This is a genomic window from Burkholderia sp. BCC0397, from assembly GCF_902832865.1.
Classification (GTDB): Bacteria; Pseudomonadota; Gammaproteobacteria; order Burkholderiales; family Burkholderiaceae; genus Burkholderia.
This window is the reverse complement of sequence record NZ_CADFDL010000004.1, coordinates 662,685-682,467: the sequence shown is the minus strand read 5'-3', so window position 1 is coordinate 682,467 and position 19,783 is coordinate 662,685. Positions and strand designations below refer to the sequence as shown.

Here is a 19,783-nt window from a genome sequence, read left to right as displayed (position 1 = left end):
GGAGCCCGCATCCGCGCCCGCGCTGCACCGCGCCGCATGCACGCGTCGCGCGTCAGCCGCGCGGATGGTGCTGCGCGTGCAGCGTCTTCAGCCGTTCGCGCGCGACGTGCGTATAGATCTGCGTGGTCGAGATGTCGCTGTGGCCGAGCAGCAACTGCACGACGCGCAGGTCGGCGCCGTGGTTCAGCAGGTGCGTCGCGAACGCGTGCCGCAGCGTGTGCGGCGACAGGTGCGCGCGCACGTCGGCCTGCTGCGCGTGGCGCTTGATGATGTTCCAGAACTGCTGGCGCGTCATCCCGTCGCCGCGCGCGGTCACGAACAGTGCGTCGGCCGCGCGCGCGCCGAGCAGCGCCGGCCGCGCGTCGCGCAGATAGCGCTCGATCCAGCCGTGCGCGACTTCGCCGAACGGCACGAGCCGCTCCTTCGAACCCTTGCCCATCACGCGCACGACGCCTTCGTTGAGGCCGACCTCGACCGTCTTCAGCGTCACGAGCTCGCTCACGCGCAGCCCGCTCGCATACATCAGCTCGAGCATCGTGCGATCGCGCAGGCCGAGCGGCGTGCCGATGTCGGGCGCGCCGAGCAGCGCCTCGACCTGCGCCTCGGACAGCGTCGACGGAAACCGGGCCGCCTGTTTCGCGGACGTGATCCGCAGCGTCGGGTCGGCGCTCGCGCGATGCTCGCGCACGGCCCAGCCGTAATAGCGGCGGAACACGGACAGTCGCCGGTTCGACGACGTCGCCTTGCCGTCGCTGCGCGCGGCGATGTAGCCCGTCACCATCGCCTCGTCGGCCGAGTCGAGCGGCGCGTCGTGCGTCGCGGCCAGCCAGTGGGAAAACAGCGCCAGGTCGCGCCGGTACGCGTCGAGCGTGTTGCGCGCGAGCCCGTGCTCGAGCCACAGCGCATCGCAGAACACGTCGATCGACGCGCGGCTCGCGAGCAGCGCGGGCGATGCCGCGACGGTGTCGGTGTCGTTGTCGGCGTCGGGGGACATCATCGGTTCGCTCATTGGTACGGCACGCCCTCGTGCGCCAGCAGCCAGCGCTTCACTTGCTGGTAATAGCCGTTGTCGTCGTGATTCGCGAACCCGCCGAGGCCGCCCGCCGCGACGACGCGATGGCACGGGATCACGAGCGGGAAGTAGTTCGCGCCGCATGCCTGGCCGACCGCGCGCGGCGCGCTGCCGATCCGCTTCGCGACCTGGCCGTAGGTCAGCACCGTACCGGGCGGGATATCGCTGATCACGTCCCACACGCGGTGCTGGAATGCGCTGCCAACGTCGGCGAGCGGCAGGTCGAAGCGTGCAGACGCACGCTCGAAATAACGTTCGATCTGCTCGACCGCGCGCTTCGCGAGCGCCGAATCCGGATCGACCGACTTCATCGATTCGGGCAGATAGACGATCTCGCGCACCACCGCGGCATCCGTGCGGATGCCGACCTTGCCGAACGGCGCGTCGATGACTGCGTTGAACATTGCATTCTCCTGACCGGGGGATGGCGCGCGGCCCTGCTCGCGCGCCGACGACACTTTACGCCGCCTTCACGCGGCTCGCAGCGCCCATTCGACATGCTCGCGCACGACCGGCGACGGATCGTCGGCCCGTGCGCGCAGCGCGGCGACGATCGCGTCGCGCGCCGGCGGCGCGAGCCGGTCCGCGCCGGCGCGCAGCGCATTGCCGAGCCCGACCGCGAGATTGCGCAGCCAGCTTTCGTAGCCGATGCGGCGGATCGCGCTGCCCTGCATCCGCGTATCGAACGTGTCGGCATCCCACGCGAACAGCTCGACGAGCGTCGCGCGGTCGAGGCCGTGCCGCACGTCGAAATCGGCGACGGGCGCGGCCTGCGCGAACTTGTTCCACGGGCACACGAGCTGGCAGTCGTCGCAGCCGTACACGCGATTGCCGATCATCGGCCGCAGCGGCTCGGGGATGCTGCCTTTCAGTTCGATCGTCAGGTACGAGATGCAGCGGCGCGCATCGACACGGTACGGCTCGACGATCGCGCCGGTCGGGCACGCGTCGATGCAGCGCGTGCAGCTGCCGCAATGCGCGCCGGGCGCTTCGGGCGCGGTGTCGGGCGACGTGTGCGCGTCGGTCGGCAGCGGCAGGTCGACGTAGATCTCGCCGAGAAAGAACAGCGAGCCGGCATCGCGCTGCAGCAGCAGCGTGTGCTTGCCGCGCCAGCCGACCCCGGCCTTCTGCGCGAGCTCGACTTCGAGCACGGGCGCCGAATCGGTGAACACGCGGTAGCCGAACCCGCCGATCTCGTGCTCGATACGCTCCGCGAGCGTCTGCAGCCGGTTGCGCAGCACCTTGTGATAATCGCGGCCGCGCGCATAGATCGACACGACGGCCGCCTGCGGATCGTCGAGCCGCGCCCGTTCGCGCGCGCGCCAGTCGTGCGGCGCGAGCGCGCCGGGCTCGCCACCGGGCGCCTCGTCAGCGAGCGTCTGGGCCGGCAAATAGGCGAGCCGCACGGAGATCACGCGTCGCGTACCGGCCACAAGTTCGGCCGGCCGCGCGCGTTTCATCCCATGTTTCGCCATATAATCCATTTCGCCGTGGTATCCGGCTTCCAGCCAGGCGGCGAGGCCCGCTTCGGCATCCGAGAGATCGGTATCGCTGATGCCGATCGCCCCGAAACCCAATTCGCGCCCCCACGCCCTGATGCGAGCGGCGAGCGCAGTCAACACCGCATCGTCGAGCGCGCACTGCGCCGCGCCTTCGTCACGAGTCGAAGGCCTGTCGGATGCGGCGCGTTCCGGTAGTCGGTTCATCGCACTATTTTACGAGAATGCCAGCCACGCCCAGCCAACCGCCTCATGCCATGTTGCCCGCCCCGCTCGCGGAGCGCGTGATCGCGCTCGCCGACGAAGCGGCAACCGAGGCCTTCGGCACGCGCTTCGCGCACGCGCTCGACGCAGCGCGCATCGAGCTCGACCGCGTCCATGCGTTCGACGGGCTGCAGATCCAGCTGGTCGGCGATCTCGGCGCGGGCAAGACGAGCCTCGTGCGCGCGATCCTGCGCGGCCTCGGCCACCAGGGACGCGTGCGCAGCCCGACCTATACGCTCGTCGAGCCGTACGCGCTCGAACGCAGCGATGGGGAACTCGAGGTCTATCACTTCGATCTGTATCGATTCAACGATCCGGCCGAATGGTCCGACGCAGGCTTTCGCGAATATTTCAATTCCAGCGCGATCTGCCTCGTCGAATGGCCGCAACAGGCGGGCGCCCTGCTCGGCGTGCCCGATCTGGTTTTCTCGCTCGACGTGGACGGCGACGGCCGCGCTCTCACCGTCCGGGCGTACAGCGCTTCAGGAAAGGCATGTCTCGAAAGATGTTGATCAAACCGTTCCGCTCGATCGAATCGGCGGCCACCGCGACGCACAACTGGCGGCGCCGTCAGATCCTGCGCGCGGGGGCGTCGACGCTGGTGCTCGGTCTCGTCGCGCCGCGGCTCGCGCACGCGTCGTCGGTGCTCGGCGTGCGCGTGTGGCCCGCGCGCGATTACACGCGCGTCACGATCGAATCCGACCAGCCGCTGCAGAATAGCCAACAGCTGCTGCAGGGCCCCGACCGGCTCGTCGTCGACCTGAGCGGCCTCGACCTCGACCAGGCGCTGCGCGACCTCGTCTCGAAGATCGCGCCGAACGATCCGCAGATCCAGTCGGTGCGCGTCGGCCAGTATCAGCCGCACGTCGTGCGGATGGTGTTCGACCTGAAAGGCTCGGTGAAACCGCAGGTGTTCACGCTGCCGCCCGTCGGCACGTACAAGTACCGGCTCGTGTTCGACCTGTATCCGGCCGTCGCGCCCGATCCGCTGTCCGACCTGATCGCGCAGACGGAACGCAAGGAACAGGCGCTCAACGACAACGCGCGCGCGCAGCAGATGCAGCCGCCGTCCACGCTGACCGGCCCGGGCACCCCGCCGCCCGCCGCCGGCGACAACAGCGACGCGTTCTTCCAGCGTTTCGCGCAGAACACGCCGGCCGCGCCGCATGCGCCGCCGGCCGCCGGCACGCCGTCGACGCCCGCGAAGCCGGCCGTCAAGCCGCCGCCCGTCATCGCGCGCCGCGACGACAACGACGACGACGGCGACACCTACAAGTTCACCGCGCCGAAATCGGGCAAGGGCGGCACCGTGCGTCTGCTGACGGTCGCGATCGACCCCGGCCACGGCGGCGAGGATCCGGGCGCGATCGGCGGCGGCGGCACGTACGAGAAACACATCGCGCTCGACATCGCGAAGAAGCTGCGCGCGAAAATCGACGCCGCGCCGAACATGCGCGCAATGATGACGCGCGACGCCGATTTCTTCGTGCCGCTGAACGTGCGCGTGCAGAAGGCGCGCCGCGTCGGCGCGGATCTCTTCGTGTCGATCCACGCGGACGCGTTCACGACGCCGTCCGCGCGCGGCTCGTCGGTGTTCGCGCTGTCCGACCACGGCGCGACGAGCGCCGCGGCGCGCTGGATGGCGAACAAGGAGAATTCGTCGGACCTGATCGGCGGCATCAACATCAAGACGGCGGACGCGGCGGTGAACCGCGCGCTGTTCGACATGTCGACGACCGCGCAGATCCGCGACTCGCTGCGCTACGGCAACTACGTGCTGAAGGAAGTGGGCGGCATCAACAAGCTGCACAAGGGCTCGGTCGAGCAGGCCGGGTTCGCGGTGCTGAAGGCGCCCGACATTCCGTCGATCCTCGTCGAGACCGCGTTCATCAGCAACCCGGACGAAGAGCGCCGGCTCAACGACGACAGCTATCGCGACGAGATGGCCGACGCGATCTTCCGCGGCATCAAGCGTTACTTCGCCGCGAATCCGCCGCTCGCGAAAAACCGGATGGCCTGAGCGCCGCCCGTTCCCTGCCGCCGGCACGCAGCGCGTGCCGGCGCGTCACGACGCCGCGAAGCGGCTCAGCAGTTTCCCGCCGAACACGTTCACCGCGAGCCCGCCCATCACGAGCGCGGCGCCGATCAGCTGCGCTTGCGTCAGATGCTCGTCGAGCAGCAGCGCCGACGACGCGAGCCCGACGATCGGCACCAGCAACGAGAACTGCGCGACCTGCGCGGCCGGGTAGCGCGACAGCAGGCGGCTCCACAGCCCGTAGCCGAGCAGCGTCGCGACGAACGCGAGATAGACGACCGCGAAGATCGACGCGCCGTCCAGCCCGGCGAGCGCGGTCGCGATCCGCTGCGGCCCTTCGAACCACAGCGACAGCAGGAAGAACGGCACGGGCGGCACGAGGCTTGCCCACACGACGAGCGACACGAGGTTCGCCTTCCCGACCTTCTTCGTGACGATATTGCCGACGGCCCACATCGCGGCCGCGCAGATCGTCAGCAGGAAGCCCGCGAGCGTCATCGCGCGGCCGCCCTGCGCGGCGATCACGACGAGCCCGCCCGCGGCGATCGCGAGCCCGAGCAGGTTCTGCACGCGCAGCCGCTCGCCGAGGAACAGCATCGCGAACACCAGCGTGAAGAACGCCTGTGACTGCAGCACGAGCGATGCGAGGCCGGCCGGCATGCCGACGTACATGCCGGTGAACAGGAACACGAACTGGCCGAGCTGGATCGTCGCGCCGTACAGCACCAGCAGCCGCCACGAAATCTGCGGCCGGCGCACGAAGAACACCGCGGGCACGGCCGCGAGCGTGAAGCGCAGCGCGCCGAGCAGCATCGGCGGCATGCCGTGCAGGCCGACCTTGATCACGACGAAGTTCACGCCCCACGCCAGGATCACGACCAGCGCGAGCAGCAGGTCCTTCGGGGCCATCATCGGCGTCTCCTCGATTGTCGGATGTTTTCTGAAGCCGGTCAGTCTACCGGGTTTCGCCGCCCGGCCCGATACCCGCGCGACGCGCATGGAATCGGCGGCGCGCGCGGCGGCTTGTGCAACGCGGCGGATGCCGCACGACGCGTGCCTGCCGCGGCCGCCTCGCGCCGCCAGTACAATGACCGGCAATCCAGCCGCTCCCCACGAGGCCCGCCATGACCGACTCGATCAAAGCCCTGCTGAAGCCGCACGTACGCGACATCGGCAACCTGCAGGTGCGCCGCACGCTGCCCGCGCTCGCCGCACGCCTCGTCGGCCCGTTCATCTTCTTCGATCACATGGGGCCCGCGGCGCTGCCGGCCGGCACCGGGCTCGACGTGCGCCCGCATCCGCACATCGGGCTCGCGACGGTCACCTACCTGTTCGACGGCGCGATCCTGCACCGCGACAGCCTCGGCTCGCTGCAGGAAATCGTGCCGGGCGACGTGAACTGGATGACGGCCGGCCGTGGGATCGTCCACTCGGAGCGCACGCCGGACGCGCAACGCGCCCGCGGCCACACCGTGCACGGCATCCAGACCTGGGTCGCGCTGCCGCAGGCGCACGAGACGACCGCGCCGTCGTTCGAGCACCATGCGGCCGATACGCTGCCCAAGCGGAACGAAGACGGCGTGGCGCTGACGGTGATCGCCGGCGACGCGTTCGGGCTGAGCTCGCCCGTGATGACGTTCTCGCGCACGCTGTACGTCGCGGCCGAATTCGCGGCCGGCGGCCGGCTCGAACTCGATGCGTCGCACGAAGAGCGCGCGGTCTACGTGGTCGACGGCGAACTCGCGATCGACGGCACGCCGGTGCCGGCCGAACAGATGGCCGTGCTCGCGCCGGGCGCGACGGTCACGCTGACGAGCGGCCGCGGCGCGCGCGCGATGCTGCTCGGCGGCGACCGGATCGACGGCGAACGCTACATCGAATGGAATTTCGTCGCGAGCAGCCGCGACGCGATCGAGCGTGCGAAAGCGGCGTGGACGCGCCAGGAAATGGGCAAGGTGCCGGGCGAGACCGAATGGATTCCGCTGCCCGAATCGAAGCCGCGTTGAAAAAGCGGCGCGCCGCCCCCATCCTGACGATATTCGAACGGAAGAGAACGACATGGACACCACGCTTGCCACATTCGAGAAAGACGTCATCGAGGCGTCGCTGGACACGCCCGTGCTGGTCGACTTCTGGGCGCCGTGGTGCGGCCCCTGCAAGACGCTCGGCCCGCTGCTGGAAAAGCTCGAAGCCGACTATGCAGGCCGCTGGAAGCTCGTGAAGGTCAACGTCGACGAGAACCAGGAACTCGCCGCGCACTTCCAGACGCGCAGCATCCCGCACGTGATCGCGTTCGCCGACGGGCGCCCGGTCGACCAGTTCGTCGGCGTGCTGCCCGAAGGCCAGTTGCGCGCGTTCCTCGACCGGCTGCTGCCGGCTGCCGAGGAAGCCGAGCGCCGTGCCGCGCAGTACGCGATGGCCGAACAGCGCTTCGACGATGCGCTCACGCACCTCGAAGCGGCGCTCGCGCTGAACCCCGGCTACGACGACGCGCGCCTCGACCTGATCGAACTGCTGCTCGCGCGCAACGAGGTCGACGCCGCGCGCGCCGAAACCGAGCGCCTGTCGCCGCAAACCGTGCAGAACGGCGACCCGCGCTACCAGGCGATCAAGACCCGTTTCGACGCGCTCGACGCCACGGCCGACCTGCCGCCGACCGACGCGCTCGAAGCGCGCATCGCGGCGAACCCGGCCGATCTCGACGCGCGCTTCGACCTCGCGCAGAGCCTGATCGCACGGCGCGCGTACGAAGGCGCGCTGGAACAGTTGCTGGAAATCGTGACGCGCGATCGCGCGTACGGCGACGACCTCGGCCGCCGCACGATGATCTCGGTGTTCGAACTGGCCGGCGATCGCCCCGACCTCATCGCCGCGTGGCGACGCAAGCTGAGCATGGCGCTCAACTGACCTGACGCGCGACCGGCCGGGCCGCGATGGCCCGGCTGGCTTGCCGTATCGCTCGCGGCGCGTTACCCGCGCCGCGGTATCACCGTTCCCTGCCCGCGCGTCGCGCGCTCAGCCGGCCGCCTGCGCCGCGATCGCCCGCAACGCATGCGCGGCAGCCGCGAACCCGAAGCTCGCAGTCACGCACACGCTCGAACCGAAGCCCGCACAGTTGAGCCCCGCGACGTGCGCGGCCGCGGACGGCTCCGCGCCGTCCTCGATGTCGCAGGCCGCCGCTTCCGGATAGATCAGCGGCTCGTCCGAATACACGGCGCTGACCTTGAAGCGCGCCTTCGGCCCGCGCGGAAAACCGTGCTGCTTGCGCAACTGCGCGCGCACCTTCGACAGCAGCGGATCCTGGATCGTCAGCGCGAGATCGTCGATGCGGATGCGTGTGGGGTCGAGCTGCCCGCCCGCGCCGCCGACGACGATCAACGGCTGCCGTTTCGCGACGCACCACGCGATCAGCGCGACCTTCGTGCGCACGCTGTCGATCGCATCGATCACGTAGTCGAAGCCGCCGCCGAGCAGCGCGTCGAAGTTGTCGGGCTCGACGAAATCCTCGATCCGGTTCACGCGGCACGCGGGATCGATCAGCGCGATCCGCTCGGCCATCGCGTCGACCTTCGGCTTGCCGTAATTGCCGTCGAGCGCATGGACCTGCCGGTTCGTGTTGCTTTCCGCGACGTTGTCGAGATCGATCAGCGTCAGCGTGCCGACCGCGTTGCGCGCGAGCGCCTCGGCCACCCACGACCCGACGCCGCCGATCCCGATCACCGCGACGTGCGCCCGCTCGAACGCGGCGGCCGCCGGCGCGCCATACAGGCGCGCGACGCCGCCGAAACGCCGCGCGCGATCCACGTCAAGCTGGATTTCCGGGGTCGGGGTAAGATCAGAAGAACTGGGCGGGGCAGCGTCGGCGGAGGACATGGCAGCAAGGAAAACGTAAGTCGTGCAGCCCTCTATTTTGCCTGAACTCCCCGCTCCCACGCGCCACTGTGCACGCACGATTCTTGCGCGTTCGCTATACTGGCCCCAGATTGAAGCGTTTGCATAACATGACGACTCTCGCCGATCTTCGCATCAACTATTCGCGTGCTTCGCTCGACGAAGCCGATGCCGCCCCCGACCCCTTCGCCCAGTTCGATCGCTGGTTCAAGGAGGCGCTCGCCGCCAAATTGCCCGAGCCGAACACGATGACGCTCGCGACCGTCGGCGCCGACGGCCGGCCGTCGGCCCGGATCGTGCTCATCAAGGGCGTCGACGAACGCGGGTTCGTCTTCTTCACCAATTACGAAAGCCGCAAGGGACACGATCTCGCCGTGCATCCGCAAGCCGCGCTGCTGTTCTACTGGATCGAGCTCGAGCGCCAGGTGCGCATCGAAGGCCGGATCGAGAAAACCAGCGCGGAAGAAAGCGACCGCTATTTCGCGTCGCGCCCGCTCGGCTCGCGCATCGGCGCATGGGCGTCCGACCAAAGCGCCGTGATCGACAGCCGCGCGACGCTCGAAGCGCGCGAACAGGCCGTCAGCGAACGCTACGGCGACAACCCGCCGCGCCCGCCGCACTGGGGCGGCTACCGCCTCATGCCCGACGCGATCGAGTTCTGGCAGGGGCGCCCGTCGCGGCTGCACGACCGCCTGCTCTATACGCGCGACGCCGCGGCGTCGCCGGGCTGGACGATCTCGCGCCTGTCGCCGTAAGCGCGGCGCCGGCGCACGCCGGTCGTGTCTCGTGTTGCATCCGGGCGCCCGCGCCGCAAGCGGCGGGCGCCGGTCAAGATACTTGGCTGTATTCGATTCAACGAACAAACGGAGAATCCAAATGTTCTGGGAAAAGAAGCTGGCACAGTGGGCGGATGAAGTACGGGCGAAAGCGAACATACCGGCGCGACTCGTGCTGTGGAACGGCGATCAACTCGATTTCGGCACCTTCAGCGCACCGCAGGTCACGCTGAAGGTGAACAGCGCGTCGGCGTTGCCGCTGCTGCTCGAACCGAGCCTCGACAATCTCGGCGAGGCGTACGTGAAGGGCAAGATCGACATCGAAGGCAAGCTGTCGGACATCATCAACATCAGCTACTCGCTCGCGCGCAGCACCGTGACGAGCGCAAGCAAGCTCGCACGCGTGAAGCGCTACTTCAATCACACGAAGAGCACCGACCGGAAGGCGATCCAGTACCACTACGACGTCTCGAACGAGTTCTATCGGCTGTGGCTCGACGAGAACATGGTGTACTCGTGCGCGTACTTCGAGAACGGCGACGAGGATCTCGCCACCGCGCAGATCAAGAAGATCGACCACATCCTGACGAAGATCCAGCTCGAGCCCGGCCAGCGCCTGCTCGACATCGGCTGCGGCTGGGGCGCGCTCGTGCTGCGCGCCGCGCAGAAGTTCGGCGCGACGTGTCTCGGCGTGACGCTGTCGCAGAACCAGTTCGACCTCGCGACCGCGCGCGTGAAGGCCGCGGGGCTGGAGGACCGGATCGAGATTCGTCTGCAGGATTACCGCGAGGTCGAAGGCCAGTTCGACCGCATCACGAGCGTCGGGATGTTCGAGCACGTCGGCCGCAAGAACCTGCCGCTCTACTTCTCGCGCGTGCACGACCTGCTCGCCGACGACGGCATCGCGATGAACCACGGGATCACGTCGACCGACGCGGAAAGCGGCGAAACGGCGCTCGGCGGCGGCGAATTCATCGATCGCTACGTGTTCCCGGACGGCGAGCTGCCGCACATCAGCCTCGCGCTCGAAGCGGCGCAGCGCGGCGGACTCGAGGCGGTTGACGTCGAAAGCCTGCGCCGGCACTATGCGCGCACGCTCGATATCTGGACGGAAAACTTCGAAGCGAAAGCCGAAGAAGCGAGAAAGCTCGTCGACGACGAAAAATTCCGCATCTGGCGCGTGTATCTGGCCGGCTGCGCGTATGCGTTCGAGCACGACGACGTGTCGATCTTCCAGATCGTGTGCCGCAAGGCCGGACGCAGCGCGAAAACGCTGCCGTGGTCGCGGCGCTACATGTACGAACACGCGCTGCCGCGCTAGGCGGCGCCTCACGCTGGGCATGCATGGGTGACGGCAGGACGCGGCGCAAGACGCCGCCGGAACGACAGCAGCGCGACGACGCCAACGAGTCGCACGCCGACGGACAATTCGACCTGTTCGGCGTGCCGACGGACGCCGCACGCGCGTCGCCCGCGAGCAACGACCGCCCCGCCAGCCCCGATGAGCACGTGACGCCGGACGCGCAGGAAGACGCGCGACCGACGCCGCCCGCCCGTACGATCTCCCGCCCCGCCGCCGCCGACGACGAGCCTGCACCATCGTCCGGCCTGCTGTGGGACGAGCCGTCCCCGCCGGCCGCCGCGCCGAAGAAAGGCCGCCGCAAGCGCGGCGTGCTGCCCGCACCGATTTCGGCGGACGTGGCCGACGCCGCGGCCGGCCTGCCGCCGAACGTGCGGCTCGGCACGTCGTCGTGGTATTTCCCCGGCTGGAACGGCATCGTCTACGACGGCGATTTCGCGCAGACGAAGCTGTCGCGCGAAGGGCTCGAAGCGTACGGCGCGCATCCGCTGCTGAAGAGCGTCAGCCTCGACCGGTCGTTCTACGGCCCGCTGTCGGTGGCCGACTACCTGCGCTACGCGCAGCAGGTGCCCGACGATTTCCGCTTCGTCGTGAAGGCGCCGGCCGCGGTGACCGACGCGGTGATCCGCGGCCGGCGCGGCGAGCCGTCCGGGCCGAACCCGACCTTCCTCGATGCGCCGCTCGCGATCCGCGAATTCGTGCAGCCGTGTCTCGACGGGCTCGGCCGGAAAGCTGGCGTGCTCGTATTCCAGTTCTCGCCGCTGCCCGATCAGCTGCTCGCGGAGCCGGCCGCGCTGATCGACCGGCTCGCCGCGTTCTTCGCGGCGCTGCCGCCACTGCCGCCACTGCCGCCGGACGCCGACGGCACGCGTTACGCGATCGAGATCCGCGACGCGAGCCTGCTCACGCCGCGCTTCATCCGCGCGCTGGCCGCGCTCGGCGTGCGCTACTGCGTCGGCCTGCACGCGCGGATGCCCGACCCGCTGCGCCAGGCCGCCGCGCTCGCGCTGCTCGACGGCGACGCGCCGGGCCCGCTGATCGTGCGCTGGAGCCTGCACGGCGGCTTCAAGTACGAGCAGGCGAAAGCGAAATACGAGCCGTTCGACAAGCTCGTCGACGAGGATCCGGCCACGCGCTCGGCGCTCGCCGAACTGGCCGCGCGCTACGCGCTGGCCGGGCAGCCGGTGATCATCACGATCAACAACAAGGCGGAAGGCTCCGCGCCGCTGTCGTGCATCGCGCTCGCACGCGAAATCGCCGCCGCGTGCGCGCAGTGGCGCAACGAGGCGGCTTGACGTCGGTTTCGCCGGTTGCCGCCGACGCTCAGGCGCCGCGCAGCGACTTCAGCCGGTGCGAGAACTTCTGCCGGAATTTCGCGAGCTTCGGCCCGATCACGACCGAGCAATAGCCCTGCCCCGGGTTACGCGCGTAATAGTTCTGATGATAGTCCTCGGCCGGCCAGTAGTTGCCATCGAGCGGCACGACCTGCGTGACGATCGGCTGTCCGAACACCTGTTCGCGCTCGAGCGTGCGGATCACGTCGAGCGCCGTGTCGCGCTGCGCATCCGAATGCGTGAACACGACCGACCGGTACTGCGTGCCGACGTCGTTACCCTGCCGGTTCAACTGGGTCGGATCGTGCGTCGCGAAGAAGATCTCGAGGATCTCGCGATAGCCGATGCGCGCCGGATCGAACGTCACGTTGACGACTTCCGCGTGGCCCGTGTCGCCTTCGCAGATGTCGCGATAGCCGGGATTGCGCGTCTGGCCGCCCGCGTAACCCGACTGGACGGCCGTCACGCCGTCGACGTCGAGAAACACGGCCTCCGTGCACCAGAAACACCCGCCTCCGAGCGTCGCGGTTTCAAGCATCTCGTTCCCCATGAAATCAGCCCCTCGTGGATGACGGCAGCCGGCACGCGAATGCCGGCGCCACCGTTGCGCGTCGCCGCTGCCCGCCCGCGATGCGGGAGGCAGCGGCACTTCGTCAAGTATCTCACTCGCGCGCGAACCTGGCAGATCGGCCAGGTGCCGCACGCGCTCCGTCGCGGCTTTCTCGTCTACACTTAGACACGCGCCAGCGACGGCCAACCCGTCGCGCCCGCGCAGCGTCCGATGCATGCCCGACCCCGATGCCAACATCATCTGCCGGAACATCGATATGCACGCCTTGACAGACATTGCCTGCCTCGCGGGCCTGGTCGCCGACACGCCAATCGCACCATCGCGATGGCGCGCGCCCGTTTCACCGCGAGCACCGCGCGGCAACCCTTCGCCTTTTCCCGCTTTCACGACCTGATGCACGACATCGCGCGCGTCGCCGACGCGTGCCTCCGCCTGCCGCTCGCGCCGCCGGCATGATGCGCGCCGCGCGGCAACCGCAGTCCGCACGCCCGCAATGAACGGCCGTGCGTCCACGATCCGACACCACCGAGAGGGCATCACCATGAGCATGCGGCCTGACCCGACGTTTCACGCTTCGCCCGAGCTTGCGATGCAGGCGCCGGCGGAGGAGTTCGCCTATACGTTGTTGCTGAGCCCCGATTTTTCCAGACCCGACGCGCTCGCCGTGATCGACGTGAAGCCCGGTTCGTCGACGTACGGCAAGATCGTGCATACGGTGACGATGCCGAACACCGGCGACGAGTTTCACCACTTCGGCTGGAATGCGTGCTCGTCGTCGCTGTCGCCGCTGACCGGCCATGCGTTCCTCGAGCGCCGCTTCCTGATCATCCCCGGCCTGCGCTCGTCGCGCATCTACGTGATCGACACGAAGCCGCACCCGACGCAGGCGCGCATCCACAAGATCATCGAGCCCGACGAGATCTTCGCGAAGACCGGCTATTCGCGGCCGCACACCGTGCATTGCGGCCCCGAGGGCATCTACGTGAGCACGCTCGGCGGGGCGGGCAAGGACGGCACCGACGGCGCGCCCGGCATCTTCATCATGGATTGCGAGACCTTCGACGTGCTCGGCCGCTGGGAGATCGATCGCGGCCCGCAGGACAAGCATTACGACTTCTGGTGGAACCTGCCGCGCGACTACATGGTGTCGAGCGAATGGGCGCTGCCGCCGCAATTCGAGAACGGGATCGTCCCCGAGGATCTGCTCGCGAACAAGTACGGGCATCGGCTGCATTTCTGGGACCTGCGCGCGCGGCGCAACGTGCAGACGATCGATCTCGGCGCGCAGCACCAGATGGCGCTCGAGGTGCGGCCCGCGCACGACCCGGTGCGCGAATACGGATTCGTCGGCGTCGTGGTCGATACGACCAATCTCGAAGGCTCGATCTGGACCTGGTGGCGCGAAGGCGGCCAGTTTCATGTGAAGAAGACCGCGACGATTCCGGCCGAGCCGGCCGCGGCCGACGCGCTGCCGCCGCTGCTGCAAGGATTCGGCGCGGTGCCGCCGCTCGTGACCGACATCGACCTGTCGCTCGACGACCGCTTCCTGTACGTGTCGTGCTGGGGCACCGGCGAGATGCGCCAGTACGACGTGTCGGATCCGCACAACCCGGTGCTCGCGGGGTCGGTACGCATCGGCGGCATCGCGCGCCGCGCGCCGCACACGAACGGCCGCACATTCGCGGGCGGCCCGCAGATGGTCGAGATCAGCCGCGACGGCCGGCGCGTGTACTGGACCAACTCGCTCTATTCGACGTGGGACGACCAGTTCTATCCGGACGGCGTGCCGGCCGCGCAGGTGCTCGCGCACGCGGGGCCGGACGGCGGGCTGACGCTCGCCGACGACTACTGGGTCGAATTCCCCGACGGCTACCGCGCGCATCAGATCCGGCTCGAAGGCGGCGACTGCTCGACCGACTCGTTCTGCTATCCGTCGGTCAAGCGTTGAGCGCCGGCCTTCATGCGCCGTTCGCGCTGTGGGCGGCCGTGCTCGCGAGCGGCGTCTATCACGGGCTCAACCCGGCGATGGGCTGGCCGCTCGCGGTGTCGAACGCGCTGATGACGCGCCGCGGTGGCGCGCTCGTCGCGGCGCTCGGCTATCTCGCGCTCGGTCATGCGCTCGCCGTCTTCGCGGTGATGCTGCCGTTCGGGCTGCTTGCGGCGCTGCTCGCATGGCAGTCGGCGATCCGGATCGGCGCGAGCGCGCTCGTGATCGGCTTCGGCGCGGTGCTGCTGATCCGGCGTCGGCATCCGCGGGCGCTCGCGCGGATTCCGCCGGCGCGGCTCGGCCTGTGGTCGTTCGCGGTCGCGCTCGCGCACGGCGCGGGGCTGATGCTCGTGCCGATCTACCTCGGCCTGTGCGGGCTCGACCGGGATGCCGGCCACCGCGCGGCCGCGATGCTCGTCGATGCGCATCTCGGGATGGCGCTCGTCGTCGCGGCCGTGCATGCGGCCGCGATGATCGCCGCCGGCGGCGGGCTCGCGTGGCTCGTGTACCGCTATCTCGGGCTGAAGTTCGTGTCGCGGAGCTGGTTCAATCTGGATGCGGTATGGGCGTCGAGCCTGATCGTGACGGGTGCGTTGTCGCTCGGGCTGGCGGCGGCGCGATAGTGCGGGGCAGCGATGCCAGGTGGAACAACGGGGTGCCAGCCGGAACGGCCGCACCGTCGAAAAACGCGACAGAACGGCGCTGCCGGCCGCGCACCGCAGTGTTCGCTACGCCACCCTGCCGTCGCGCTGCGCCGCCCGACCGGGCCCGGCGGCCCCGATTCCGCTAAAATCGGGCCATGCGCACCCCTTCCCACTCGACCGCGTTGTCGTCTTTCGTCCGCCGCGCCCGTCACGCCCGTGTCGTGTCGCGCCCGCTCGTCCCGTTCCGGATGACTGCCCGATGAGCCACGCCAATCCGCCGGATTTCGACGCGGCCGCCTTCCGGCAGGCGCTCGGCCAGTTCGCGACGGGCGTGACGGTGATCACGACGCAGGCGCCGTCCGGCCAGCTGATCGGCATCACCGCCAGCTCGTTCAATTCGGTTTCGCTCGATCCGCCGCTCGTGCTGTGGAGCCTCGCGCACAAATCGGCGTCGACGCCGGTGTTCCGCGGCAACAGCCATTACGTGGTGAACGTGCTCGCGGCGTCGCAGCTCGACCTGTGCAAGCGCTTCTCGACCTACAAGGGCGACCGCTTCGAAGGGATCGCGCATGCGGCCGGCAACTCGGGGATGCCCGTGCTCGACGGCGCACTCGCATGGTTCGAATGCCACAACCGCAGCCGCTACGACGAAGGCGACCACGTGATCTTCGTCGGCGAAGTGGAACGCTGCGGCGTGCGCGCCGTATCGGAAACGGCACCGCCACTCGTGTTCCACGGCGGCGGCTTCCACGGCCTCACACCGCTTTGATCGCCCCCGTGCGCGCCAGGCCGACCGGCGCGCCGGCTTCGTCCTTCAGCGTCTGCAGCACGATGTTCGAACGGATGTCCATCACGCCCGGCGCCTTGTAGAGGCGGTTCAGCACGAAATCCGAATAGTGCTTGAGGTTGTGCGCGAGCACGCGCAGCAGATAGTGGCTCTCGCCCGTCACGACGAACGCGCCGACCACCTCCGGCCATTCGCGCAGCGCTTCCGCGAAGCGCTCGTGCCATTGATTCTCTTCGTTGCGCATCGACACCTGCACGAACGCCTCGAGCTCGAAGCCGAGCTTCTCGCGGCTCAGGCACGCGCGATAGTGCTCGATCACGCCCTGCTCCTCGAGCAGGCGCATGCGGCGCAGGCAGGCGGATGGCGAAAGCGAGATGCGTTCGGCCAGGTCGAGATTGCTGATTCTGCCTTCCTCCTGCAGTACCGCCAGAATCCGGCAGTCGGTGGCATCGAGCGTGATCGCGTGCATTTTTGGTCCCCGTTTTCCCTCTCAGTCGAATTATCTGCCAATCTGGCGGATTGTCCATGTTTATTTCGCAAGCACTTTCTGCGAGCGTCCACCTATCATTCGAAGCATCGACTCACGCTTCGTCATGCCATGGACACACTCTGGGACATCTCGCCGCCTGTCAGCCCCGCCACCCCCGTGTGGCCGGGCGATACGCCCGTTTCCGTCGAACGCGTGTGGCGCATGGAGGCCGGTTCGCCGGTCAACGTCGCGCGCCTGACGCTGTCGCCGCACACGGGCGCGCACTGCGACGCGCCGCTGCACTACGACGCCGACGGCGCACCGATCGGCGCGGTGCCGCTCGACACCTATCTCGGCCCGTGCCGCGTGATCCATTGCATCGGCGCATCGCCGGTCGTGCGGCCGGCCGACCTCGCGGCCGCGCTCGACGGCGTGCCGCCGCGCGTGCTGCTGCGCACGTACCCGCGCGCCAGCGTCGAGCAATGGGACAGCGATTTCTGCGCGGTCGCGCCCGACACCGTCGACCTGCTCGCCGCGCACGGCGTGAAGCTGATCGGCATCGATACGCCGTCGCTCGACCCGCAGGAATCGAAGACGATGGATGCGCATCACCGTGTGCGCGCGCACCGGATGGCGATCCTCGAAGGCATCGTGCTCGACGACGTGCCGCCCGGCGACTACGAACTGATCGCGCTGCCGCTGAAATTCGCGACGCTCGACGCGAGCCCCGTGCGCGCGGTGCTGCGCGCGCTGCCCGCGCAGGCTTCCTGATTACCCGACCTACGACCCGACATCATGATGATCAAGACCCGTGAAGACGCGCTCGCGCTCGACCGCGACGACCCGCTGGCCCCGCTGCGCGACCAGTTCTCGCTGCCCGACGGCGTGATCTACCTCGACGGCAACTCGCTCGGCGCGCAGCCGCGCGCCTCGGCTGCCCGCGCGCAGCAGGTGATCGGCGCCGAATGGGGCGAAGGCCTGATCCGCAGCTGGAACACGGCCGGCTGGTTCGCGCTGCCGCGCCGCCTCGGCGACAAGCTCGCGACGCTGATCGGCGGCGCGCCCGGCGAAACGGTCGTCACCGACACCATCTCGATCAACCTGTTCAAGCTGCTGTCGGCGATGCTGCGTCACCAGGCCGAGCGTGCGCCCGAGCGCCGCGTGATCGTGTCGGAACGCTCGAACTTCCCGACCGACCTGTATATCGCGCAGGGGCTGATCGAACAGCTCGGCGGCGACTACGCGCTGCGCCTGATCGACGATCCGGCCGACCTGCCGGGCGCACTCGGCGCGGACACGGCCGTCGCGATGATCACGCACGTGAACTACCGCACCGGCTACATGCACGACATGCCGGCCGTCACGCAGCTCGTGCACGACGCGGGCGCGCTGATGCTGTGGGATCTCGCGCACTCGGCCGGCGCGGTGCCGGTCGACCTGAACGGCGCACGCGCGGACGGCGCGGTCGGCTGCACGTACAAGTACCTGAACGGCGGCCCCGGCTCGCCCGCGTTCGTGTGGGTGCCGCAGCGCCATCTCGCGCATTTCTCGCAGCCGCTGTCCGGCTGGTGGGGCCACCGTGCGCCGTTCGCGATGCAGCCGGGCTTCGCGCCCGATCCGGGCATTGCGCGCTTCCTGTGCGGCACGCAGCCGATCGTGTCGATGTCGATGGTCGAATCCGGGCTCGACGTGTTCCTGCAGACCGACATGGACACGATCCGCCGCAAGTCGCTCGCGCTGACCGACGCGTTCATCGCGCTCGTCGAAGCGCGCTGCGCGGGCCTGTCGCTGAAGCTGGTCACGCCGCGCGCGCATCACCAGCGCGGCTCGCAGGCGAGCTTCGAGCATCCGCACGGCTACGAAGTGATGCAGGCGCTGATCGCGCGCGGCGTGATCGGCGACTACCGCGAGCCGTACGTGCTGCGCTTCGGCTTCACGCCGCTCTATACGCGCTTCGCCGACGTGTGGGATGCGGTCGAGACGCTGCGCGACATCCTCGCCACCGACGCGTGGAAGGCGCCCGAGTTCGCCGAACGCGGCGCGGTGACCTGACCGGTTTTGCGCGGCGCGCCGCAGTTGCATGCGGTGCGCGCGCCGCGCGTTCGTCATTCAAATCTGGAGAAAGTCGTGAATTCTGGTCATATGCAGCCCCCCGGCGGCGACGCGCCGGCAGGCTGTCCGTTCTCGGGCGCACGCGCCGCCCAGCCGGCGCAAGCCGCGCACGAAGCGCCGCACGTGCCGGGCGATGCCGCTGAAGGCGGCTGGCACGACGCGCAGCTCGATTTCTCGAAGTCGATGAGCTACGGCGACTACCTGTCGCTGAATGCAATCCTCGACGCGCAGCATCCGCTGTCGCCCGATCACAACGAGATGCTGTTCATCATCCAGCATCAGACGAGCGAGCTGTGGATGAAGCTCGCGCTGTTCGAACTGCGCGGCGCGCTCGATGCGGTGCGCACCGACGCGCTGCCGCCCGCGTTCAAGATGCTCGCGCGCGTGTCGCGCATCCTCGAGCAACTGGTGCAGGCGTGGAACGTGCTGTCGACGATGACGCCGTCCGAGTATTCGGCGATGCGGCCGTATCTCGGCCAGTCGTCGGGCTTCCAGTCGTACCAGTATCGCCAGCTCGAATTCCTGCTCGGCAACAAGAACGCGCAGATGCTGCAGCCGCATGCGCACCGGCCCGACATCCTCGAACAGGTGCGCGCGACGCTCGAGGCGCCGTCGTTCTACGACGAGGTCGTGCGCCTGCTCGCGCGGCGCGGGTTTCCGATCGCGCCGGAGCGGCTCGAGCGCGACTGGACCCAGCCGATGCAGCACGACGAAACGGTCGAAGCCGCGTGGCTCGAGGTCTATCGTCATCCGCAGCAGCACTGGGAGCTGTACGAGATGGCCGAGGAACTGGTCGATCTCGAGGATGCGTTCCGCCAGTGGCGCTTCCGTCACGTGACGACGGTCGAACGCATCATCGGCTTCAAGCAGGGCACCGGCGGCACGAGCGGCGCGCCGTACCTGCGCAAGATGCTCGACGTCGTGCTGTTCCCCGAGCTCTGGCACGTGCGCACCACGCTGTAACGCACGTGATGCGTCCGCA

The 19,783-nt window shown here is 68.9% G+C and carries 21 protein-coding genes; 14 read left to right on the top strand and 7 right to left on the bottom strand.

Annotated features, from left to right (window positions below; all coding sequences use genetic code 11):
• Nucleotides 1-52: 52 nt before the first annotated feature.
• The 3 genes from xerD to queG form a co-directional block, all read right to left on the bottom strand.
• Complete coding sequence (xerD, locus tag HWX03_RS17260) at nt 53-1,009, bottom strand: site-specific tyrosine recombinase XerD (protein WP_175871972.1); 957 nt, start codon at nt 1,007-1,009, stop codon at nt 53-55.
• Nucleotides 1,006-1,476, bottom strand: a complete 471-nt coding sequence (locus HWX03_RS17255) for a methylated-DNA--[protein]-cysteine S-methyltransferase (protein WP_126363037.1) — start codon at nt 1,474-1,476, stop codon at nt 1,006-1,008. The genes xerD and HWX03_RS17255 overlap by 4 nt, the downstream gene beginning before the upstream one ends.
• 66 nt (nt 1,477-1,542) lie before the next feature.
• The gene (gene queG / locus HWX03_RS17250) at nt 1,543-2,778 is read right to left on the bottom strand and encodes a tRNA epoxyqueuosine(34) reductase QueG (protein ID WP_175871971.1); all 1,236 of its coding nucleotides are present in this window, start codon (nt 2,776-2,778) and stop codon (nt 1,543-1,545) included.
• A gap of 17 nt (nt 2,779-2,795) precedes the next feature.
• On the opposite strand from queG, the gene tsaE reads away from it, so the two are divergent.
• Together tsaE and HWX03_RS17240 are read left to right on the top strand one after the other, a co-directional pair.
• Nucleotides 2,796-3,347 (top strand): tRNA (adenosine(37)-N6)-threonylcarbamoyltransferase complex ATPase subunit type 1 TsaE, encoded by a 552-nt coding sequence (tsaE, locus tag HWX03_RS17245; protein WP_175824283.1) that lies wholly within the window; start codon nt 2,796-2,798, stop codon nt 3,345-3,347.
• Nucleotides 3,329-4,855 (top strand): N-acetylmuramoyl-L-alanine amidase, encoded by a 1,527-nt coding sequence (locus HWX03_RS17240; RefSeq protein WP_175871970.1) that lies wholly within the window; start codon nt 3,329-3,331, stop codon nt 4,853-4,855. The genes tsaE and HWX03_RS17240 overlap by 19 nt, the downstream gene beginning before the upstream one ends.
• Nucleotides 4,856-4,900: 45 nt before the next feature.
• Here the strand turns inward: HWX03_RS17240 and HWX03_RS17235 are convergent, their stop codons facing one another.
• Entirely contained in the window at nt 4,901-5,779 is an 879-nt protein-coding gene (locus tag HWX03_RS17235; protein WP_175872000.1) for an EamA family transporter, read from the bottom strand.
• A 215-nt stretch (nt 5,780-5,994) separates the two neighbouring features.
• Between HWX03_RS17235 and HWX03_RS17230 the strand changes: the two genes are divergently transcribed.
• A complete protein-coding gene (locus HWX03_RS17230) occupies nt 5,995-6,876 on the top strand; it encodes a pirin family protein (RefSeq protein WP_175871969.1) in 882 nt (293 codons plus the stop codon).
• A 52-nt stretch (nt 6,877-6,928) separates the two neighbouring features.
• On the top strand, nt 6,929-7,777 hold the full coding sequence (trxA, locus tag HWX03_RS17225) for a thioredoxin (RefSeq protein ID WP_174433803.1): 849 nt from the start codon (nt 6,929-6,931) through the stop codon (nt 7,775-7,777).
• Nucleotides 7,778-7,885: 108 nt separating this feature from the next.
• Here trxA and HWX03_RS17220 read toward each other — a convergent pair whose 3' ends face one another.
• Nucleotides 7,886-8,743 carry a tRNA threonylcarbamoyladenosine dehydratase gene (locus HWX03_RS17220; protein ID WP_174433804.1) on the bottom strand — a complete coding sequence of 286 codons (858 nt, stop codon included), beginning with the start codon at nt 8,741-8,743 and terminating at the stop codon, nt 7,886-7,888.
• Nucleotides 8,744-8,871: 128 nt separating this feature from the next.
• Between HWX03_RS17220 and pdxH the strand changes: the two genes are divergently transcribed.
• The 3 genes from pdxH (at nt 8,872) to HWX03_RS17205 (ending at nt 12,192) form a co-directional block, all read left to right on the top strand.
• Nucleotides 8,872-9,516 carry a pyridoxamine 5'-phosphate oxidase gene (pdxH, locus tag HWX03_RS17215; RefSeq protein ID WP_175871968.1) on the top strand — a complete coding sequence of 215 codons (645 nt, stop codon included), beginning with the start codon at nt 8,872-8,874 and terminating at the stop codon, nt 9,514-9,516.
• Nucleotides 9,517-9,637: 121 nt separating this feature from the next.
• Nucleotides 9,638-10,858, top strand: coding sequence for a cyclopropane-fatty-acyl-phospholipid synthase family protein (locus HWX03_RS17210; protein ID WP_175871967.1), 1,221 nt, complete (start codon nt 9,638-9,640; stop codon nt 10,856-10,858).
• A 23-nt stretch (nt 10,859-10,881) separates the two neighbouring features.
• Complete coding sequence (locus HWX03_RS17205; RefSeq protein WP_175871966.1) at nt 10,882-12,192, top strand: DUF72 domain-containing protein; 1,311 nt, start codon at nt 10,882-10,884, stop codon at nt 12,190-12,192.
• 28 nt (nt 12,193-12,220) lie between these two features.
• Here the strand turns inward: HWX03_RS17205 and msrA are convergent, their stop codons facing one another.
• Nucleotides 12,221-12,781, bottom strand: a complete 561-nt coding sequence (msrA, locus tag HWX03_RS17200; protein WP_174433808.1) for a peptide-methionine (S)-S-oxide reductase MsrA — start codon at nt 12,779-12,781, stop codon at nt 12,221-12,223.
• 345 nt (nt 12,782-13,126) lie between these two features.
• Here msrA and HWX03_RS37235 point away from each other — a divergent pair, with 345 nt between their 5' ends.
• From HWX03_RS37235 to HWX03_RS17185, 4 genes are all read left to right on the top strand, one after another.
• Nucleotides 13,127-13,258 (top strand): hypothetical protein, encoded by a 132-nt coding sequence (locus tag HWX03_RS37235; RefSeq protein WP_279608069.1) that lies wholly within the window; start codon nt 13,127-13,129, stop codon nt 13,256-13,258.
• Between the two features lie 85 nt (nt 13,259-13,343).
• Entirely contained in the window at nt 13,344-14,750 is a 1,407-nt protein-coding gene (locus HWX03_RS17195; protein WP_175871965.1) for a selenium-binding family protein, read from the top strand.
• Nucleotides 14,747-15,412, top strand: a complete 666-nt coding sequence (locus HWX03_RS17190) for a hypothetical protein (protein ID WP_175871964.1) — start codon at nt 14,747-14,749, stop codon at nt 15,410-15,412. The genes HWX03_RS17195 and HWX03_RS17190 overlap by 4 nt, the downstream gene beginning before the upstream one ends.
• A gap of 280 nt (nt 15,413-15,692) precedes the next feature.
• Nucleotides 15,693-16,202, top strand: coding sequence for a flavin reductase family protein (locus HWX03_RS17185; protein ID WP_174389026.1), 510 nt, complete (start codon nt 15,693-15,695; stop codon nt 16,200-16,202).
• On the opposite strand, the gene HWX03_RS17180 is transcribed toward HWX03_RS17185, so the two are convergent.
• On the bottom strand, nt 16,189-16,689 hold the full coding sequence (locus HWX03_RS17180; protein ID WP_006477992.1) for an Lrp/AsnC family transcriptional regulator: 501 nt from the start codon (nt 16,687-16,689) through the stop codon (nt 16,189-16,191). The genes HWX03_RS17185 and HWX03_RS17180 overlap by 14 nt on opposite strands.
• A gap of 129 nt (nt 16,690-16,818) precedes the next feature.
• On the opposite strand from HWX03_RS17180, the gene kynB reads away from it, so the two are divergent.
• From kynB to kynA, 3 genes are all read left to right on the top strand, one after another.
• On the top strand, nt 16,819-17,460 hold the full coding sequence (kynB, locus tag HWX03_RS17175) for an arylformamidase (protein WP_175824274.1): 642 nt from the start codon (nt 16,819-16,821) through the stop codon (nt 17,458-17,460).
• A gap of 30 nt (nt 17,461-17,490) precedes the next feature.
• Complete coding sequence (gene kynU, locus HWX03_RS17170) at nt 17,491-18,741, top strand: kynureninase (RefSeq protein ID WP_175871999.1); 1,251 nt, start codon at nt 17,491-17,493, stop codon at nt 18,739-18,741.
• Nucleotides 18,742-18,831: 90 nt separating this feature from the next.
• Complete coding sequence (gene kynA / locus HWX03_RS17165) at nt 18,832-19,764, top strand: tryptophan 2,3-dioxygenase (RefSeq protein ID WP_174429631.1); 933 nt, start codon at nt 18,832-18,834, stop codon at nt 19,762-19,764.
• The last annotated feature ends 19 nt before the right edge of the window (nt 19,765-19,783 follow it).

Coding starts and splice junctions, on each gene's coding strand:
- HWX03_RS17255 (WP_126363037.1), bottom strand. CDS start 1,476: ATGTTCAACGCAGTCATCGACGCGCCGTTCGGCAAGGTCGGCATCCGC.
- HWX03_RS17220 (WP_174433804.1), bottom strand. CDS start 8,743: ATGTCCTCCGCCGACGCTGCCCCGCCCAGTTCTTCTGATCTTACCCCG.
- HWX03_RS37235 (WP_279608069.1), top strand. CDS start 13,127: ATGGCGCGCGCCCGTTTCACCGCGAGCACCGCGCGGCAACCCTTCGCC.
- HWX03_RS17210 (WP_175871967.1), top strand. CDS start 9,638: ATGTTCTGGGAAAAGAAGCTGGCACAGTGGGCGGATGAAGTACGGGCG.
- xerD (WP_175871972.1), bottom strand. CDS start 1,009: ATGAGCGAACCGATGATGTCCCCCGACGCCGACAACGACACCGACACC.
- queG (WP_175871971.1), bottom strand. CDS start 2,778: ATGAACCGACTACCGGAACGCGCCGCATCCGACAGGCCTTCGACTCGT.
- kynB (WP_175824274.1), top strand. CDS start 16,819: ATGGACACACTCTGGGACATCTCGCCGCCTGTCAGCCCCGCCACCCCC.
- kynA (WP_174429631.1), top strand. CDS start 18,832: ATGCAGCCCCCCGGCGGCGACGCGCCGGCAGGCTGTCCGTTCTCGGGC.
- pdxH (WP_175871968.1), top strand. CDS start 8,872: ATGACGACTCTCGCCGATCTTCGCATCAACTATTCGCGTGCTTCGCTC.
- HWX03_RS17195 (WP_175871965.1), top strand. CDS start 13,344: ATGAGCATGCGGCCTGACCCGACGTTTCACGCTTCGCCCGAGCTTGCG.
- HWX03_RS17205 (WP_175871966.1), top strand. CDS start 10,882: ATGGGTGACGGCAGGACGCGGCGCAAGACGCCGCCGGAACGACAGCAG.
- HWX03_RS17185 (WP_174389026.1), top strand. CDS start 15,693: ATGAGCCACGCCAATCCGCCGGATTTCGACGCGGCCGCCTTCCGGCAG.
- tsaE (WP_175824283.1), top strand. CDS start 2,796: ATGCCAGCCACGCCCAGCCAACCGCCTCATGCCATGTTGCCCGCCCCG.
- HWX03_RS17180 (WP_006477992.1), bottom strand. CDS start 16,689: ATGCACGCGATCACGCTCGATGCCACCGACTGCCGGATTCTGGCGGTA.
- trxA (WP_174433803.1), top strand. CDS start 6,929: ATGGACACCACGCTTGCCACATTCGAGAAAGACGTCATCGAGGCGTCG.
- HWX03_RS17235 (WP_175872000.1), bottom strand. CDS start 5,779: ATGGCCCCGAAGGACCTGCTGCTCGCGCTGGTCGTGATCCTGGCGTGG.
- msrA (WP_174433808.1), bottom strand. CDS start 12,781: ATGGGGAACGAGATGCTTGAAACCGCGACGCTCGGAGGCGGGTGTTTC.
- HWX03_RS17230 (WP_175871969.1), top strand. CDS start 5,995: ATGACCGACTCGATCAAAGCCCTGCTGAAGCCGCACGTACGCGACATC.
- HWX03_RS17240 (WP_175871970.1), top strand. CDS start 3,329: ATGTCTCGAAAGATGTTGATCAAACCGTTCCGCTCGATCGAATCGGCG.